The 17040-nt window shown below is 67.5% G+C and carries 16 protein-coding genes; 4 read left to right on the top strand and 12 right to left on the bottom strand.

Features of this window, described 5'->3' with window-relative positions:
- Window positions 1-11 precede the first annotated feature (11 nt).
- Together glgP and IRG63_RS08935 are read left to right on the top strand one after the other, a co-directional pair.
- A complete protein-coding gene (glgP, locus tag IRG63_RS08940) occupies window positions 12-2573 on the top strand; it encodes an alpha-glucan family phosphorylase (RefSeq protein WP_193509907.1) in 2562 nt (853 codons plus the stop codon).
- Window positions 2574-2702: 129 nt separating this feature from the next.
- The gene (locus tag IRG63_RS08935) at window positions 2703-3068 is read left to right on the top strand and encodes a hypothetical protein (RefSeq protein ID WP_168625523.1); all 366 of its coding nucleotides are present in this window, start codon (window positions 2703-2705) and stop codon (window positions 3066-3068) included.
- Between the two features lie 7 nt (window positions 3069-3075).
- Here IRG63_RS08935 and IRG63_RS08930 read toward each other — a convergent pair whose 3' ends face one another.
- The 4 genes from IRG63_RS08930 to IRG63_RS08915 all read right to left on the bottom strand — a co-directional run bounded on the left by IRG63_RS08930 (window position 3076) and on the right by IRG63_RS08915 (window position 6502).
- Window positions 3076-4383 (bottom strand): LCP family protein, encoded by a 1308-nt coding sequence (locus IRG63_RS08930; protein ID WP_193509906.1) that lies wholly within the window; start codon window positions 4381-4383, stop codon window positions 3076-3078.
- A gap of 105 nt (window positions 4384-4488) precedes the next feature.
- Window positions 4489-5238: an ABC transporter permease gene (locus tag IRG63_RS08925; protein ID WP_168626657.1), complete on the bottom strand. Its 750-nt coding sequence runs from the start codon at window positions 5236-5238 to the stop codon at window positions 4489-4491.
- Window positions 5239-5258: 20 nt separating this feature from the next.
- Window positions 5259-6149, bottom strand: coding sequence for an ABC transporter ATP-binding protein (locus IRG63_RS08920; protein ID WP_168626658.1), 891 nt, complete (start codon window positions 6147-6149; stop codon window positions 5259-5261).
- Complete coding sequence (locus tag IRG63_RS08915; protein WP_168626659.1) at window positions 6146-6502, bottom strand: GntR family transcriptional regulator; 357 nt, start codon at window positions 6500-6502, stop codon at window positions 6146-6148. The genes IRG63_RS08920 and IRG63_RS08915 overlap by 4 nt, the downstream gene beginning before the upstream one ends.
- Window positions 6503-6588: 86 nt before the next feature.
- Here IRG63_RS08915 and IRG63_RS08910 point away from each other — a divergent pair, with 86 nt between their 5' ends.
- Complete coding sequence (locus IRG63_RS08910) at window positions 6589-8004, top strand: amidase (protein ID WP_168626660.1); 1416 nt, start codon at window positions 6589-6591, stop codon at window positions 8002-8004.
- Between the two features lie 7 nt (window positions 8005-8011).
- Here IRG63_RS08910 and IRG63_RS08905 read toward each other — a convergent pair whose 3' ends face one another.
- Window positions 8012-8431, bottom strand: a complete 420-nt coding sequence (locus IRG63_RS08905; protein ID WP_370566218.1) for a hypothetical protein — start codon at window positions 8429-8431, stop codon at window positions 8012-8014.
- A 55-nt stretch (window positions 8432-8486) separates the two neighbouring features.
- On the opposite strand from IRG63_RS08905, the gene IRG63_RS08900 reads away from it, so the two are divergent.
- Window positions 8487-9713 carry a glycosyltransferase gene (locus IRG63_RS08900; RefSeq protein WP_193509905.1) on the top strand — a complete coding sequence of 409 codons (1227 nt, stop codon included), beginning with the start codon at window positions 8487-8489 and terminating at the stop codon, window positions 9711-9713.
- On the opposite strand, the gene IRG63_RS08895 is transcribed toward IRG63_RS08900, so the two are convergent.
- From IRG63_RS08895 to IRG63_RS08865, 7 genes are all read right to left on the bottom strand, one after another.
- Window positions 9700-11136 (bottom strand): NAD(P)/FAD-dependent oxidoreductase, encoded by a 1437-nt coding sequence (locus IRG63_RS08895; protein WP_168626663.1) that lies wholly within the window; start codon window positions 11134-11136, stop codon window positions 9700-9702. The two genes, IRG63_RS08900 and IRG63_RS08895, sit on opposite strands and share 14 nt — an antisense overlap.
- Window positions 11137-11199: 63 nt before the next feature.
- Entirely contained in the window at window positions 11200-11997 is a 798-nt protein-coding gene (locus tag IRG63_RS08890; protein ID WP_193509904.1) for a crotonase/enoyl-CoA hydratase family protein, read from the bottom strand.
- Window positions 11998-12015: 18 nt separating this feature from the next.
- Entirely contained in the window at window positions 12016-12774 is a 759-nt protein-coding gene (locus tag IRG63_RS08885; RefSeq protein ID WP_227411982.1) for an arginase family protein, read from the bottom strand.
- A gap of 125 nt (window positions 12775-12899) precedes the next feature.
- Window positions 12900-13640 (bottom strand): PspA/IM30 family protein, encoded by a 741-nt coding sequence (locus tag IRG63_RS08880; RefSeq protein WP_168626666.1) that lies wholly within the window; start codon window positions 13638-13640, stop codon window positions 12900-12902.
- A 46-nt stretch (window positions 13641-13686) separates the two neighbouring features.
- Window positions 13687-15513, bottom strand: a complete 1827-nt coding sequence (locus IRG63_RS08875) for a TPM domain-containing protein (protein WP_168626667.1) — start codon at window positions 15511-15513, stop codon at window positions 13687-13689.
- A 206-nt stretch (window positions 15514-15719) separates the two neighbouring features.
- Complete coding sequence (locus IRG63_RS08870) at window positions 15720-16484, bottom strand: hypothetical protein (RefSeq protein WP_168626668.1); 765 nt, start codon at window positions 16482-16484, stop codon at window positions 15720-15722.
- Window positions 16474-17025, bottom strand: a complete 552-nt coding sequence (locus IRG63_RS08865) for a sigma-70 family RNA polymerase sigma factor (RefSeq protein ID WP_349236148.1) — start codon at window positions 17023-17025, stop codon at window positions 16474-16476. Before IRG63_RS08865 ends, IRG63_RS08870 begins: the two co-directional genes overlap by 11 nt.
- Window positions 17026-17040: the final 15 nt, after the last annotated feature.

Raw genomic sequence — 17040 nt, 5'->3', positions numbered from 1 at the left:
GCTGTGCACTCGTGAAAGCCATTCGGAGATTCACCGTCCAGCCAGTCCTTCCCGAGTCGCTTTCCGCGCTCGACGAGCTTGCCACCAACCTCCGCTGGTCGTGGCACGAACCGACGCAGAGACTGTTCGAGCGCATTTCGCCGGTCGGCTGGGCGGCCTCAGGCCACGACCCGATCGGACTGCTCGGCACGCTGGATGCCGAGCGCATCAACGAGCTCGCTGCTGATGAGGACTTTGTACGGACCGCCGACGCTTTGCGCGATGACCTCAGGTCGTACATCGGTGAGCCGCGTTGGTATCAGTCATTGGGAGCCGAGGCTCCACGCGCAATCGGCTACTTCTCGCCGGAGTACGGCATTGCCGCTGCCCTGCCGCAATACTCAGGGGGTCTCGGAATCCTCGCAGGCGACCACCTGAAGAGCGCATCCGACCTTGGTGTCCCGATCATCGGCGCCGGCCTGTTCTACCGCGCTGGGTACTTCGCCCAGTCGATCCTGCGCGACGGATGGCAGCAGGAGTCCTACCCGGTACTGGATCCGGATGGCCTGCCCTTGAACGTGTTGCGGCATCCGGATGGCACCGCGGCCCAGGTCGCACTCGGGCTGCCGGATGATCGTGCACTGTACGCGCGCATCTGGCAGGTTGCGGTCGGTCGCGTCACGCTGCTGCTGCTCGACACCGACATCCCCGAGAATGACGACGACCTGCGCTCTGTCACCGACCGGCTCTACGGCGGTGGGGGAGAGCACCGCCTGCTGCAGGAGCTTCTGCTCGGCATCGGCGGTGTGCGCGCCATCCGCACCTTCTGCTCGATCACGGGCGCGGCGGAACCCGAGGTGTTCCACACCAACGAGGGCCACGCCGGATTCCTTGGCCTCGAGCGCATCAGCGACCTGATCGGCGACAGCGGTCTGAGCTTCGACGAGGCGCTTCAGGTCGTGCGCGCGGGCACGGTGTTCACGACCCACACGCCCGTTCCGGCCGGGATCGACCGGTTCGACTCGGCGCTCATCGAACGGTACTTCTCCACCGGCCTGCTGCCGGGTGTCCAGACCTCCGACGTGCTGCGGCTCGGCGAGGAAGACTACGAGGGGGGCGCTCCCGGCATGTTCAACATGGCGGTCATGGGCCTGCGCCTGGCCCAGCGCGCCAACGGGGTTTCGCAACTGCATGGCGAGGTGAGCCGCCGCATGTTCGGTGCCCTGTGGCCGGGATTCGACCCGGATGAGGTGCCGATCGGCTCGATCACCAACGGCGTGCACGCCCCCACCTGGACCGACTCGCAAGTCGCAGCACTCGCGAAGGACCGGCTCGAGGCATCCGACACCACCGCGGCCAACTGGCAGTCTGCCGCGGTCAGCGACGACGATCTCTGGCAGCTCCGGGGTCGCCTGCGCAAGCAGCTGGTCTCCGATGTGCGCCGGCGGATGCAGGATGCGTGGGTTCAGCAGAACCCGGGTCTCACGCCGCCGCCCTGGTACGCGAACCTGCTCGACCCGAACATCCTCACAATCGGTTTCGCGAGGCGGGTGCCGACGTACAAGCGCCTCACGCTCATGCTTCACGACGAGGACCGCTTGCGCGCCATCCTGACCAATCCGGACCGGCCAGTGCAGCTTGTCGTGGCCGGCAAGTCGCATCCCGCCGACGACGAGGGCAAGCGGCTCATCCAGAGGCTCGTGCAGTTCTCGGATCAGCCGGACGTGCGCGAGCGCATCGTCTTCCTGCCCAACTACGACATCGCGATGGCAGCGACGCTGTATCCGGGCACCGATGTGTGGCTCAACAACCCGCTGCGCCCGTTCGAGGCGTGCGGAACGAGCGGCATGAAGGCGGCGCTCAACGGCTCGCTCAATCTGTCGATCCTCGACGGGTGGTGGGCGGAGTACTTCGACGGTGAGAACGGCTGGGCGATCCCGTCAGCGGATGCCGCTGGTGACTCCGCCGAGCGAGACGCACTCGAGGCGGGCTCGATGTACGACCTGATCGAGCACCAGGTCGCGCCGCGGTTCTATGACCGGGATGAGAATGGTGTGCCCACCCGCTGGATCGAGTCGATCCGGCACACCCTTGCGTCGTTGTCGCCCGAACTCAGCGCCGACCGGATGGTGCGCGAGTATGTCGAGGCTCTCTACCGGCCGGCCGCGGTGTCGTCGCGTGCCGTAATCGCGGATTCGTGGGCGGGGGCGCGCGAGCTGGCCGCGTACAAGGAGCGCGTGCTAGCCGGATGGCACGGTGTCTCAGTCGGCAGCGTCGAGTCGGGCGGTGTTGACGCCGTCCCACAGGTCGGGGACGAACTGCGAGTGAGAGCCAGCGTGCATCTCGGGGAGCTGGCTGCGACGGATGTCGCGGTCGAGCTGGTCTACGGGCGGCCGAAGGCGAGTGACCAGCTCAGCGAGCAACAGCGGGTGCGGCTGGAACCATCTGGCGCCCACGCATCCGGTGTCGTGGAGTTCTCCGGCACGGTGCTGCTGGAGCGTGCGGGAAGCTTCGGCTACACGGTGCGGGTGACGCCCAGCCACCCGGCGCTGACGAGCCCGGCAGAGCTGGGCCTGGTGGCTGTCGCCCACTGACAGCGATCCGCGGGTCGAATTGCCACGCGCGGGTCGAATTCGACCGGCGCGTGGAAGTTCCACCCTCGCGTGGCGCTTTCGCTGGGACTCACGGCCGACAAGGCGACGGCACCCAGTACGCTCGAAGCCATGTCAGAAGCTCCCCGACGCAGACCCGAGTCTGCGGAGGTGCTCGGCTTCTACACGGCCCATGTTCGGGCTCGCCCGATGCCGGTTTTCGAGGCCCTTGTGGACCGGCTCGATCCCGGTCCTGGTGCCCATAGCCAGTTCCTTGCCGACCCCGCCGCCAGCCTCATCGTCGCTCAGGGCGGCTGGTGGTACCGGGCCGAGTACCGGGTCGTCCCGGATGAACACGGATGCCACATCGAGCACACCCTGCTGAATGTCGCCAAGACGGCGCACCGGCTTGGGCGGTTCGTCGGGCGCAAGGAGGTCGAGGCTGCGCCACGAGTCTTCGAGGAGCTTGTCGAGGACGTGCGCCTCAGCGTTGAATAGCCGCCGGTCAGCCGCGCGCGGTCTGGCCAGCGGAACACGTCTGTTGTGCGGCCGTCTGCCCGTGAATGGTGTCGGGAAGTGCCACGACCGGGGGCCCGGTGGCGGCGGGAGGTTCAGCAGTCCCTGGCTCGCCCGTTTCCGGCGTTTCCGGCGTTCCCGGCTCCGCGCTGCCGGGGTCGGCGGGCGCGCTTGGTGCGGGTGAGGCGGGCCCACTCTCGCCCTCAGCGAGGACCGCTCCGCCTCCGGTGTCGCCAGTCAGGGTGACCGGCACGTCCGACTTGAGCGCATCCATGAGCTTTTCGCCGTCGGCCTCCAACGGAAGAACACCCTGAATGCCGCCGCTCGAACCGTACGCCGTCGGGTACTGCGCGAAAGTGATCGCTTCGAGTGGGATGTCCTTCAGCGCCACCGCGATCGACATCATGGTGTCGAGGTTCTGCAGGCTGTTGGACAGCTGCATGTTCTCGGCGGCCGCCTTCGCGAGCCCGTACAGCTTGTACGGGTCAGACAGCGTCTCGCTGCTCTTCACCGTGCGCATGAGCGACGACAGGAAGACGTACTGGTTGTTGATGCGGCCCAGGTCCGAACCGTCGCCCACACCGTAGCGCGTGCGCAGGAACAGCTGCGCAGCGTCGCCTTGCAGGGTGTGGATGCCGGCATCCAGCTTCAGGCCGATCTGGAGGTCGTTGATCGGGGTCGCTACACACACGTCGACCCCGCCAACGGCGTTGGACATCTGAATGACACCGTTCATCTCGATCTTCGCCGCGAACGGGATGTCGAGTCCGGTGAATTGCGAGATCGTCTCGACCGTGCAGGCGAGGCCGCCACGCTCAAGCGTCGTGTTCAGCTTCGCCGACCAACTCGAGCTGACCGTTCCCTCACCGTCCGGATCGGGGCACTCGGGCACAGGGACGAACAGGTCTCGCGGGAAGCTGACCACCGTTGCGTGGGTGTGGTCCTCCGAGATGTGGAGCAGGATGTTGACGTCGTTCAGCGTCGCCTCGCGCTTGCCGTACCGCGGGTCGCCCTCACCGCTGTCACTTCCGACCAGCAGGAGGTTCACGCCGCCCTCGATGGCGCCCACGTTCGGCGGTGCGCCAGTCTCGCCGATGAGCGAGACGCCGGGCTTGATGCTGCTCGCAATACCCCACACCGCTATCCCGACCACCGTGAACGTGCTGACAAGCACGACAGCGAGCGCCACTCCCAAGTACTTCGCGGCGATGGCGATGGGACCGGGGGCGCTCAACTGCCCATGTCGGGCGATAGTTGAGCCATAACGCCGGCGTGCTCGCGTGGGCAGATCGCTCATTTGCTCGATCATAGGCGCGCGTCTTCGAGAATTCGGTGCGAGCGCAAAGAGCGCAAGGGCCGCCCGGGATGCCCGGGCGGCCCTTGCAGGGTGGAATCAATCAGGTCAGTTACGCGGTGTTGCCCTGCGCAGGATGAAGAATCCGACAATTCCGGAGATGATCGTGGGCACCAGCGTCCAGGTGACAACCCCGACGACGCCCATCTCGACGAACCACGCTCCGACCGCCATCCAGTGCGCGCCGAACGTGATCCACAGCACGGCTGCCAGCAACACCAGGACGAGCGCGCCGAAGAAAACCAGCATGCCGTTCGTTCGCCACTTCACGTACACCGCCGCGGTTGCCGCACCGACGAAGAAAAAGAACGAGAACAGCAGGAAGGTGATGTACAGGCGCTGCAGGAATCCGCCATCGCCGAAGTAGATCGCGTTGAACATCGAGCCGCCGACGTACCAGCCGCCGGTGGCCTGCTCGATCTCGCCGAGGACCGATATGAGCAGTGCCCACGCCGCGGACAGCATCACGAACGTCAGCACACTGCCCAGGTAGAAGTCCCGGCGGGTGACGCTGTAGCCCTGTGCGAACGGGAAGGTCAGGTTGATGGCCTGCACCGCCACAACCATCATGTAGACGAAGATGAACGTGCTGGCGCCGGAGTACTGCATGCCCTCGCTCGCATCGGCGAAATCGGATGTCGACAGTGACGACTTCAGTGTCCACCAGATGACGAAGTTCACCGCGAAGATGAACCCCAGGATCATCAGCGGCACCCCGAATAGGGCCATCCGGTTCACGACGTGGAGCCGAACGACGCTCCAGATGCGCTGGAACTCACCGCCCTTAGCAACATTCATGGGTCGAATCGTTGTTGTTGTCATGCGCTCTGCTCGAATTCCTTGTCGGTGGTGTTTGTCTTGCGAACGATCAGTTGCTGCAGCGAGATAGGGGTGAGCTCGATCCCCGCCGCCTGAGCCTCGCGGCGCTCGTCTGCGGCGAGACTTGCGACGGTGACGGATGCGATCCCGCCGATCGACTGCCGGTGCAGCACCTCGCGGCTCTTCACGAACTCCTCGACGGCGCTGCGCTGGCCCACCAGGTTGGTGGCCGATCCGCGCAGTTCCTCGGCCGGCTGGTCGATGATTATGCGGCCCGCATCGAGCACGATGACGTGTTCGAGCAAGTTGCTCACCTCGTCGATCAGGTGGGTGGAGAGAATCACGGTGCGCGGATGCTCGGCGTAGTCCTCGATCAGGCGGTCGTAGAACAGCTGCCGCGCCACCGCGTCGAGGCCCAGATAGGGCTCGTCGAAGAAGGTCAGCGGAGCGCGGGATGCGAGTCCGACGATCACCCCCACCGACGAGAGCTGGCCGCGGGAGAGCTTCTTGATCCGCCGGTCGACCGGGAGCCGGAAGTCCTCGACGAGCTCTGCGGCGAAGTCGGCATCCCAGTTCTTGAAGAACCACGGCGCACTCTTCAGCACGTGCTTGACCTGGAAGTCATCCGGGTATTTCTGGCTCTCCTTGATGAAGCTGACGTTCTGCAGCACCGACGCGTTCTCCACGGGGGACTGGCCGAAGATCCGGATGTCCCCGTCGGTTGCGAAGTCCTGCGCGGTCAGCAACTGCATGAGCGTTGTCTTGCCGGCCCCGTTTCGGCCGAGCAGGCCGTAGATGCCGTTCTCCTCAACCGTGAAGCTGACGTTGTCGAGGGCGGTGACGTTGCCGAACCGCCTCGTGAGGCCGGTGACCTCGATTGTCGTCGTCATTCGACTCCCTCTTTTCTGATCATGTCTGCGAGCTGTTCCCTGGTGATGCCGAGCTTGTCGGCCTCGTCCACCAGGGGCTGGATGTAGTCGTTCCTGAACTGCGTGCGGCGCTGCTCGACGATGCGAGTCCGTGCCCCCTCGGCGACGAACATGCCGATTCCCCTCTTCTTGTACAGAATTCGCGAGTCGACAAGCAGGGCGACTCCCTTCCCGGCGGTCGCCGGATTGATGCGATAGAAGGAGGCGAATTCGTTGGTGGACGGGACCTGTCCCTCTTCGGGGAGCAGGCCACTGATGATGTCGTTCTCGATCTGCTCTGCGATCTGCAGGAAGATCGGTCGTGAGTCATCCATTCGGACCTCCTTTCGGGTCTATTGGTTCGTTACTCCACTAACCAACCATAGAAGTAATGAAGCTGTCAACCCTTAGGCTCGGGAACGTGTTCGAACTTCACCACTTGACCGCGCAGGAGCAATGGGACTGGCTGCACCGGGGTGAGATCACCCCGCAGGAACTCGCCCAGCACTACCTCGAGCGCGTCGAACGGCTGAACGGTGATCTCGGTGCCTTCGTGACTGTGACCGGCGAAGCGGCGCTCGAACGCGCGGCCCTGGTGCGGAAGTCGGTGCCGCGCACCGCAGCGCTGTGGGGGATGCCGTATGCGGACAAGGACCTCATCCGGCGGGCGGGAGTGCCCGCCGGGTTCGGCTCGCGTGCGTTTGCAGGGTTCGTCCCGGAGGAATCCGACGACCTCGTGCGCGTGTTCGACGACGCCGGCGCAGTCAGCCTCGGCAAGACGAGCGTGCCGGAGTTCGGCATGCCCTCCTACACCGAGAGCCAAGTCGCTCCGCCTGCGCGCAACCCCTACGATCTCTCGCTCGGCGCGGGCGGCTCCAGCGGCGGCGCCGCGGTCGCCGTCGCGGCGGGCCTCCTACCGTTCGCGCCGGGTTCGGACGGCGGTGGCTCGATCCGGATCCCCGCAGCAGCGACCGGGCTGGTCGGCCTGAAACCGTCCCGCGGGCTGATCCCGGCCGGGACGGGCCTCGATTCGGTCGGCGGACTGTCAGTTCCCGGCCCGCTCGCGCGGACGGTTGCGGATGCCGCAATGATGCTCGATGCGATGATCGCCGGCGGTGACTACCCGTTCACTGTTCGCGCACCGCGCTGGGACGGCGGCCCGCTGCTGTCAGCTGCAGTGCGCGGCGAGGGCCGTTTCCAGCTCGCCGTCACGACCTCATCACCGTGGGATTCCGAGTACGACATCGAGGTGTCGCGTGAGGCGAAGGAGGCCCTCGAGCTCGCGTTGCGAGAACTCGACGCGATCGGACACGGCATCGAGACGATCGACCTCGAGCCCCAGGACAGTTACGCGTCTGCCTTTCGCACCGTTTGGCAGGGTGGGGCGGCGAACCTGCCGGTCGACGACGACCAGCTCGACCTGCTTGAGCCGCTGACCCGCTGGCTCGTCGAGCGAGGGAGGCAGACGTCGGCAGGGGCGCTGGCCACCGCGCTTCGCGTGTTGTCGGACTTCGAGCGGTCGGTCATCCGCCAGTTCGCGCCGTTCGATGCGATCGTGACGCCTGCGCTCGCGCTGACTCCGCGCCCGGTCGGCTGGTACGACAACGACGATCCGGAACGCAACTTCGAGCAGCAGTGCCAATACACGCCGTTCACCAGTTTCGTGAACGTCTCCGGGCTCCCGGCCATCTCGCTGCCTGTTGCGGTGACTGCTGACGGCCTGCCGATGGGTGTGCAGCTGATCGGCCGCCCAGGGGGCGAGCACGTTCTGCTGGCGATCGGTGCCCAGCTTGAGCGCCGCCTGCAGTGGCAGCGCAGGCATCCGCCCATGTGGTGAGCGGCCGTCAGACGTACCCGCCGTCATCCAACCCGGCCTCGATCTCGAACCGGTTGATGAGACCGTCCTGACCGGCCGCGACGTACAGCGGCACGAACGCCAGGCCGTAGCGCTTCCACTGTGCGCGGTGAACCGCCTCATGCCGCAGGATGCGCGGATGCAGTGCGCTGTGAGTGAGGAACACCGCGCCGATCGTGGTGCCACCGCGACCGAATGACCACCGCGGCATCCGGCGGGCCACGATGACGCCTCCCATCGGCCGTATCCGGCCGAGGCTGAGCGCACCTCCCCAGATCAGAGCACAGCCGGTCGCGAACCAGTAGCCGGGTCGCGCGACCACCGGATGCAGCAGGGCTCGGCGCAGGCGCGGGCGACGCGCTGTCCACCCGACGGCGCGCGTAGCCAGCGCCTCGATTCTGCTGAGCACGCAACCAGTTGTACACCGAAAGAACCGGCAGGCGCGCTCCTCTACAGTTGCGTACATGGCAGCTACGCCGCGGCGGGTAGCGATGGTGTCGATGCACACCTCGCCCGCCGAGCAACCCGGAACTGGGGATGCCGGCGGCATGAACGTCGCTGTGCTGGCGTCCGCCAGCTCACTCGCGGAGCGCGGCATCGAGGTCGAGCTGCTGACCCGTGCGACGGGCGAGCCGGCGGTGACCGAGCTCGAGCCCGGCGTGACGCTGTTCGAGTTGCCCGCCGGCACCTACGGTCCGCTCGACAAGCAGAGCCTCGCCGCGGTGTCCGATGAATTCGGAGAGGCCGTCGCGACGCTCGCCGGTCGGAAGAGCGCTCGCTACGACGTGATCCACGCGCATTACTGGCTCAGCGGGATCGCGACCTTGCCGGTGGCGATCGAGCTCGGACTGCCGTTCGTGCAGAGCTTCCACACCCTCGCGGCGATGAAAGGCCGTGAGACCGGTGCCCTCGAGCCGGAGCGCCGGCGCCACGCCGAGGCTTACCTGGCCACCCAGTCCACCGCCGTGATCGCGAATTCGGCCGCGGAAGCGACAAGCCTCATCGACGAGGTCGGCACGCCGACCGACCGGGTCTGGGTGGTGCCGCCCGGGGTTGATGTCGACCTGTTCCGTCCGAATCGGACGGACGCGGGGGAGCGGGTCCGCTCAGAGCTCGGCATCGAAGCAGGCAGGCCGATCCTCGCCGTTGTCGGGCGCATCCAGCCGCTCAAGGATCAGGCGCTCGCCCTCGAGGCTCTCGCGGAACTGCGCGCCATGCGCGGCTGGTCGCCGGTTCTCGTGATCGCCGGTGAGCCGACGCCGGGCGATGAGGGGTACGCGAGTGGATTGCGGTCGCTGGCGGCGGACCTCGGTATCGCGGACGATGTCCGCTTCGTCGGTGCGGTGCAACGCAACCGGCTGGCCGACCTGCTGGCGACTGCGACGCTGACGCTCGTGCCGTCGCACAGCGAGACTTTCGGGATCGTCGCCCTCGAGTCGGCGGCAAGTGGCACGCCGGTCGTCGCCTTTCGAGCATCCGGTCTCGTTGAGTCGGTGTCGGATGGGCACTCCGGACTGCTGGTCGACTCGCGGACGCCGCGCGACTGGGCGAACACCATCGACGGGCTCCTCGTGGACCCGCCAGCGCTCGGTCGGCTCTCGGCGGGAGCGCGCGACTACGCTCTCGGCTTCACTTGGGCGGCGTCAACCAGCGCCCTCCTCGACGTCTACCAGGCGATCATCGAGCCGTAGTTGCGATGGCCGGTCCTGGCCGTCCGAAGCCTTCCAGCAGGCGCAACCACAGTTCGCTCATGGTCGGGAACGCAGGCACCGCGTGCCAGAGCCGGTGGATCGGCACCTCACCGACGACCGCGATCGTCGCCGCGTGCAGGAGTTCGGCGACCTCGCGGCCGACAAGCGTGACGCCGAGCACGACCTCCCGATCCTCGTCCACGACCATCCTGGCCTGCCCCGCGTAGCCGTCGGCGTGCAACTCGGCACCAGAGACGCTGCTCAGGTCGTAGTCGACGACCCTGACCCGCTTGCCCGCCTTGCGCGCCTGATCGGCAGTCAGGCCGACGACGGCGACTTGGGGGTCGCTGAACACCACGTGGGGCACGGCGGCATGGTCGGCGGTGGCCACGTGAGTTCCCCACGGCAGGTCGTCGACGTGCTGCCCCTTGGCTCGCGCGGCGATGACGTCCCCGGCAGCTCGTGCCTGGTACTTGCCCTGGTGGGTCTGCAGCACCCGATTGTTGGCATCGCCGACCGCGTAGAGCCAGTCGTGGCCTTTCACGCGCAGCGTCTCGTCGACGTCGAGCCAGTCGCCACCCTTGATGCCGACGGACTCGAGGCCGAGGTCGCCGGTGCGTGGCACCCGTCCGGCACCGACGAGCAACTCCTCGGCGATGATCGTCGTGCCGTCGCCGAGCGAGAGGTGGACCCCGTCAGCGAGCCGCTCGACGCCGACGACCGCAACGGGCGTGCGGATGTCGACGCCAAGCGCCCGCAACCCGCGTTCGACCGCCTCCCCCGCGAACGGTTCCATCCGCCCGAGCATGCCGCTGCGTGCGAGCACCGTCACTGTCGTCCCGAATCCGGCGTACGCGGTCGCGAGCTCAGCGGCGACAGCCCCTCCACCGAAGATCGCGAGGCTGGACGGCGCGTGCTGGGCGCTCGTCGCCTCGCGGTTGGTCCACGGACGCGCGTCCACCATTCCGGGGATGTCCGGAATGAGGCTTGCCGAGCCGGTGCAGACGGCCACCGCGTGGCGCGCCTCGAGTTCGCTGGGGCCGTCGGAGCCGTTGACCAGCACGCGGCGTTCGCCCGTGATCCGGCCATGCCCGCGGTAGAGGTCGATGCCCACGCTCTCAAGCCAGTCGACGTCCCCACCGTCCTGCCAGTCGTTCACGAACCAGTTGCGGCGGGCCAAGGTCGCGGGAACGTCGAGCTCGCCGGTGATCGCCTGCTTCGCGCCGTCGACGGAGTGCGCGTGCTGCAGCGCGTTCGCGCTGCGCAGCAGCGCCTTCGATGGAATGCAGGCCCAGAACGAGCACGAACCGCCGACCAGTTCTTGTTCGACGACTGCGACGGAGAGTCCACCTTGGGCGGCGCGGTCGGCTACATTCTCGCCAACTGGACCCGCCCCGATCACGATCAGGTCGTAGGTTGCCATGGCTCGACGCTACGCCGGACAAGCCGATTGCCGCTCGGCTTCGACGGTTTCCTCTTCGAATGCTCAGCGACCGATGAACTCGGCCGGGGTGCGCGTCAGGAACGCCTGCATGCCGATCCTTGCGTCTTCGCTTGTGGCGAGTCGGACGAGTTCCGGCTGAAGGTTCCGTGCCGCGGCCGCTTCACCGTCCGCGGCGGCGGTGCGCGCACTCGCCAGGCTCGCCTGTACGGCGAGCGGCGCTTGCGCCGCGACCCGGCGGGCGAGTTCGAGTGCACGGTCGTACTGCTCGCCATCCGGGACCACCTCCTGCACGAGGCCGATCCGGTGCGCTTCTGTGGCGTCGAAACTGTCGCCGGTGAGGATCCAGCGCATCGCGTTGCCCCAGCCCGCGACCTTCGGGAAGCGCAGGGTCGCCCCGCCGAACGGCAGGATGCCGCGTGCCACCTCGATCTGCGCGAACGTCGCGGACTGGGCGGCGATGGCGATGTCGCTGGCGAGGATGAGTTCGATGCCGAGCGTCAGGCAGGTGCCCTGTACCGCGACGACCACCGGCTTGGTGGTGCCGCTGCCGTCGACCCGCCACGGGTTGATGCCGCCTTCGGGAACGATGTCGAGGCCCGCGGCGCCGATGCGAGGTGCGACGTCGGGCAGGTCGAGTCCGCCGGTGAAGTGCTCGCCGTGCGCGTAGACCAGCCCAACCCGCAGTTCCGGATCCCGTTCCAGCTCGCCGTAGGCGAGGCACAGCTCCTGCAGCAGGCGGAAGTCGGCCGCGTTGCGCTTGTCAGGCCGGTTCAGCCCGATCAGGAGGACGTGTCCTTCCCCGTCAACGGTGACACGAGGCGAGTCTGATTCAGTGATCATCGCCCCAGCCTACGGGCGTCACCGGGTGAGGGCGGCGATGATCCGCAGGATGGTCGGCAGGTCGTCGGCCGCGGCGGCCTCGGAGGCCGGCGCGAACTCGGTGAGACCCGCACCGGCCAGCGTGAACTCGGCGCGAAGCGCGCGCACGCACTCGATGAGCAGCGCGCTCGTGATGCCGAAAGGCTCAGGGAATACGAGACCCGCGAACTCCGCTGGGTCGAGCACGTCGAGGTCGATGTGCACGTAGACCGAGGTCGCGCCGGTCGCCTTGACCTGCTCGACTAGCGCCTGCGGGTTCAGGCTGGCCGGGTCGAGGCACGCGACGCTCATGTCGTCGATGTACTCGCGTTCCGCGCTGTCGAAGGCGCGCGCACCCGCGAGCACGAGCCGGCGCGGGTCGAGGGTTCGTTCGGGCGCGAGGTGCTCCACCCCCTCGCCGAGGAGCGTCCGCAGCACCATCCCATGGAAGGCGCCGGACGGTGACGTCTCGGGGGTGTTGAGGTCCGGATGCGAGTCGAACCAGACGACCGCGGTCGTCTCGTCGGCCGCACGCTCGATCGCGGCCAGTTCAACGCCGCAGTCCCCGCCGATCGTGATGACCGGCTTGGGCGCCGTCTTGAGGGCGACGCGCATCCGGTCCCGCACCGTGATGAGCGAACCGCAGCGGGCAACGCCGCTTCCGATTTCGTCGCCCGCTTCGAGGGGGACGTCGACGACAACCGTGCTGGAACCGGGAAGGTCGCCGCGGATCGCGTTGGCCCCGTCGACCAGCCTCATGGCGCGTGCTGAGCTTGAGCCCTGCCATTGCGGTACAACCAGGAACATCTAGCCTGCCCGTCTTTCGTGTGCAGTCTCCTCGGGGGTCGACCCTTGCTGCAGGGTCGACCCCGAGGATGATCGGCTTACTCGCCCGTGCCGACTGCCTTCTGCGGCGTTCCCGACTTGAGCGCTGCGAGGCGCGCCTCGACCTCGACCGACTCGTCCGAGCGCTCCAACTGCTCGAACTGGGCGTCCAGGCTGGAGGCCGCAAGCTCCTGCGAGCCGAGAACCTTCGCCTCTTCGCGGCGGATCTTCTCCTCGAAGCGGCTGATCTCGCTTGTCGGGTCGAGCAGGTCGATGCTCTTCATCGCATCCATCACCTGCTGCTGGGCGCCGGCGGTCTTGGCGCGCGCGATGAGCTCGTCACGCTTCGAGGACAGCTCGTGCAGCTTGCCCCGCATTGCCTCGAGACCCTGCTTGAGCTGGTTGACCACCGCGGTTTGCGACTGAATGGTTGGCTCGGCCGCCTTCGCCTGGTTCTCCTCAGACAGCTGACGGCCGAGGGCAACCTTGGCGAGGTTGTCGAACTTGTCCGCGTCCGCGGCGTTGCCGGCTGCGCGCAGTTCGTCAGCCTTGCGGCTGGCAGCGAGAGCCTTGTTGCCCCAGTCGGCCGCGGCCTTCACGTCTTCCTGGTAGTCCTGCTCGAGCAGGCGCAGGTTGCCGATCGTCTGTGCGATGGCGGCCTCTGCTTCAGCGATGTTGTTCGTGTAGTCGCGGACCATCTGGTCCAGCATGAGCGCCGGATCCTCGGCGGCGTCCAGCATCGCGTTGATGTTTGCCTTGGCGAGTTGGGCGATTCGCCCGAAAATCGATTGCTTGACCATCGTTTTTCCTTACCTTCCTGGGTGTGCCTTGCTGACTGTCGGATGTCTAGAATCTGCCGCCGCTGCTCCGCCTGCCACCGGAGAATCCTCGGGAACGTCCCCCAAAACTACCTGAGCGGCCGCCTCCGCCGAACCCTCCGCCGAATCCGCCCCCGCCGCCTCCGAAGATGCCGCCGCCTCGGCCGCCACCGCTCAGCATTCCGCCGATGATGCCGCCGATAATCGCGCCCCCGATGTCGGTTCCGACGCTGCTGCCGCGACCGCCGAACCCGCCGCCGTAGCCGGGCACCGAGTAGCCCTGCAGGTCGTACTGAGCGCTCGACAACGCCTGCTGCGCCAGGTTGCTGGCGGCACGGGCGTGCGCGAGCGCGGCGACCGGATCGGTGGTGGCGACCGCCACCGCCCCGTCCAGATGACGCATTGCCTCGGAGAGCCGGGTGCGCGCGGTGTCGCGGATGACCCCGCGCCTGGTGGTGATGAAGTCGTGTGCTGCCGAAATCTCAGCGCGAGCGCTGAAGATCGCCTGGTCGAGCGCTCCGGCGGCCCGGCGCACCTTCTCCTGTTCTTCGCGCACCGACGCGAGCACGGCGTCCAGCTGCTCGTTCGCCTTGTGCAGGTTGGTGAGGCTGTTGACGGGGTCGTCTCCGGATGCCGCCGCCGACAGTGCGGCCTCGGCTGCCGCGATCGCGGGCGCCAGTTGCGGATCGTCCAGCGGCAGTGCTCGGGCGGCAGCAAGGTCTTGTTCGGTGTCACTGACAGCGGCGCTGAGTGCGGCTTGCGCCTCGCGGAGGTCTGCGGCGATTCGCTCGACCGCGTCAAGCAGTTGCGTCACCTGGCCGACCGCAGCCTGCGCGGCACGAACGGCAACCGCGGCAGGGCCGGTCTTTCCGGCGGCAAGCGCCTGCTCCGCTTCGGTCGCGCGGCCGGTTGCGAAGGTCAGCAGGTCCTCGGCCTGCTTCGGATTGCCGGCAACCATGGCAACCGCCGCAGGGGAGTAGTCCCGTTGCAGGGTCACCAGCGTCTGCTTCGCGGCCTCAAGGCGTCCCCGGGCTTGATCAGTATCCGTCCGGACGGTCACCAGCTGCTCGGGCGCGGTCTGCTCCAGCGCGCGAAGCTCGTCGAAGGCGTCCGCCTGCGCGTCGAGCTCCTTGTCGCCGGCCTCCGCGAGTTCGACGATCTGCAGGGTCATGCTGCGGCGCTCCTCGGCAGACTCGGGGAACGCGTCGTCGAGCTTCTGGCGCAGCTCGAACGCGGCGCGCGCTTTGTCCTTGGCCGACCCAAGCGCATGAACGAATGGTTTTGCGGTCTCCTCGCCGAACTGGGCGACCGCGAAGTCGAGTTCCTGCTCGCTCGTCTTGATCTCGTCGTCGAGCTGCACGAGCAGGATGCTTGCGCGCTGGTCGAGCTGCTTGGCGTTCAGCTTCTCAGCAGCAACAGCGCGGCCCTTTCGCACGCGCGAGCGAATGAACAACGCGAGTCCGACGACCACGACGAGCCCCAGGAGTACCCAGCCCCACGGGAATCCGGGGTCTGTGATCTTCTCGCGCAAGCCGTCCGCTGCGGCGATCGCGGCACCAGCCCAGTCGCTGTCGGAGAGGCGCGGCTCGATCAGCTCGCTCTCGATCTGGCGAGTCTCGCTCTCGCTCAACTCGAACTCGCTCGGGTAGGACATCTGATAGATGCGGTCCTCGACCGCGACCGCCATCAGCACATCGTCGTTGCCAAGCCCGTTCTGTTCGGCTGTGATGTCCGCCCACGAGGACCCTGCCGGCACGCCCTCGAACGAGTCGACATACACGACGAAGAGCTGTGCGTCCGTCTCTGCGGCCAGCTGATCGAGCGAGTCCATGATCGCGCCCTCTTGGCCGCGCACAGCTCCTACGGAGTCGAAGATGTAGGCGCCACCGAGGTCGACGGGGTCCTCGGCGAAAGCGGCCGTCGGGGTCGCGAGAGCGATTGCCGCCCCGAACGCGATCGCGGCCCACCGTGTCAGAAGCGAGCGTTGCGTGGCGATGGCCGAGTCCTTTCGCTGTGCCGAGGTGAGGTGAGAGTCTAGCGGTGGCGACCGAACACCCGGGTTTAGCGAAGGTGAATCGGCACAAGCGCGCTGCCAACGAGTTCCGAGCCGGCGGTGTTGTCGCCTCCGACCTCCGAGACGACGATCGCGGCCGAGAGCTCGTAGCTGCCAGGGGCGGCTGGGGCAAGTGGGCTGTTCGTGCTCGAACCGGAACTGCCGCACAGGGCAGGTATGAAGGTCGCGTCGAACCGGGTGGACTGGCCGGGCGCCAGATCGATGGGGACCGCTTCGGCGAGCGGAGCGGGCGCGCCATGCCAGACCGTGACGCCATCCTGGGAGAGGGTGACCGCCGGTCCCGCTGCCGCCGAGCCGGTCACCCGCTTGGTGCCGCTGTTCGACAGGGTGACCGTGCCGATCACCTCACCGTCGGCGATCGCGACATCGGCTGGGAAGGCGAGGGTGAGAGTGAGACCGGATGCTGCGGGCTGCACGACCGTCAACGGCTGGCTGCACTGGTTGAGCAGCTGGAGCGGTGACGCAGGAACGAGTGAACTGTCGCGACTCTCGTCGGCCGGCCCGGTCCCGAACTCCGGACTCTGCATGCCGTCGCTCATGACAGACACGGGAGGCTGGACCAGCTGCGGCAGGGTGCCGACGCCGAGCACGATCACACCGGCCGCCGCGAGGGTGGTTGCCGCACCCGCGGCGAGTTGGCGTGGCAGTCGGCGGCGGCGAACTCGCCGCACGATGTCGGCGGGGTCGACCCCCGGCGACGGTGGCGTGTCGCCACCCTTCAGCCAGTCGCGCAGTTCGGACTCAGTGGGCACGATCGCCTCCCCGCGTGTTGGTCAATGGCCCGCCGTGCTCGTCGCCCATGGCAACCGCGAGACGGGCGAGCGCGTCGCTGATATAGCGCTTGACCGCGCCGGCGCTGATGCCGAGCGTTTCGGCGATGTCATCCACCTTCAGGTCCTCGTAATAGCGCAGGACGACGCACGCGCGCTCTCGCGGCGACAGCTGCTGCAGCCGCGCGTCGAGGTCGAGGCGTGTTTCGGTGGCCGCGTCGGTGGACTCCTGCTCGGCGGGGACCGCGGTGAGATGCTCGATGCGCCGCCAACGGCTACGACGGCGCCCGGTGTCGAGGTAGGTGTTCAGGATGGCCCGCCTTACGTAGGCTTCTGCGCTTGCAACGGTGAAGCCGTTGCGCAGGCGCCCGAACGTCTTGACCAGGGCGTCCTGCACGAGGTCAGCCGCATCATCCGCGCTTCCCGAGATCAGGTAGGCGTAACGGGTGAGGGCGTCACCGCGCTCTGCGACGAGGCGTGTGACGACCTCTTCCCAGCGCTCCTCGTTCCCGGCCCGTGCCACGCGCGTCCTCCTTGG

The organism is Cryobacterium sp. BB736, from assembly GCF_014980265.1.
Taxonomy (GTDB): domain Bacteria; phylum Actinomycetota; class Actinomycetes; order Actinomycetales; family Microbacteriaceae; genus Terrimesophilobacter.
This window is presented reverse-complemented; position numbering and strand designations above follow the sequence as displayed.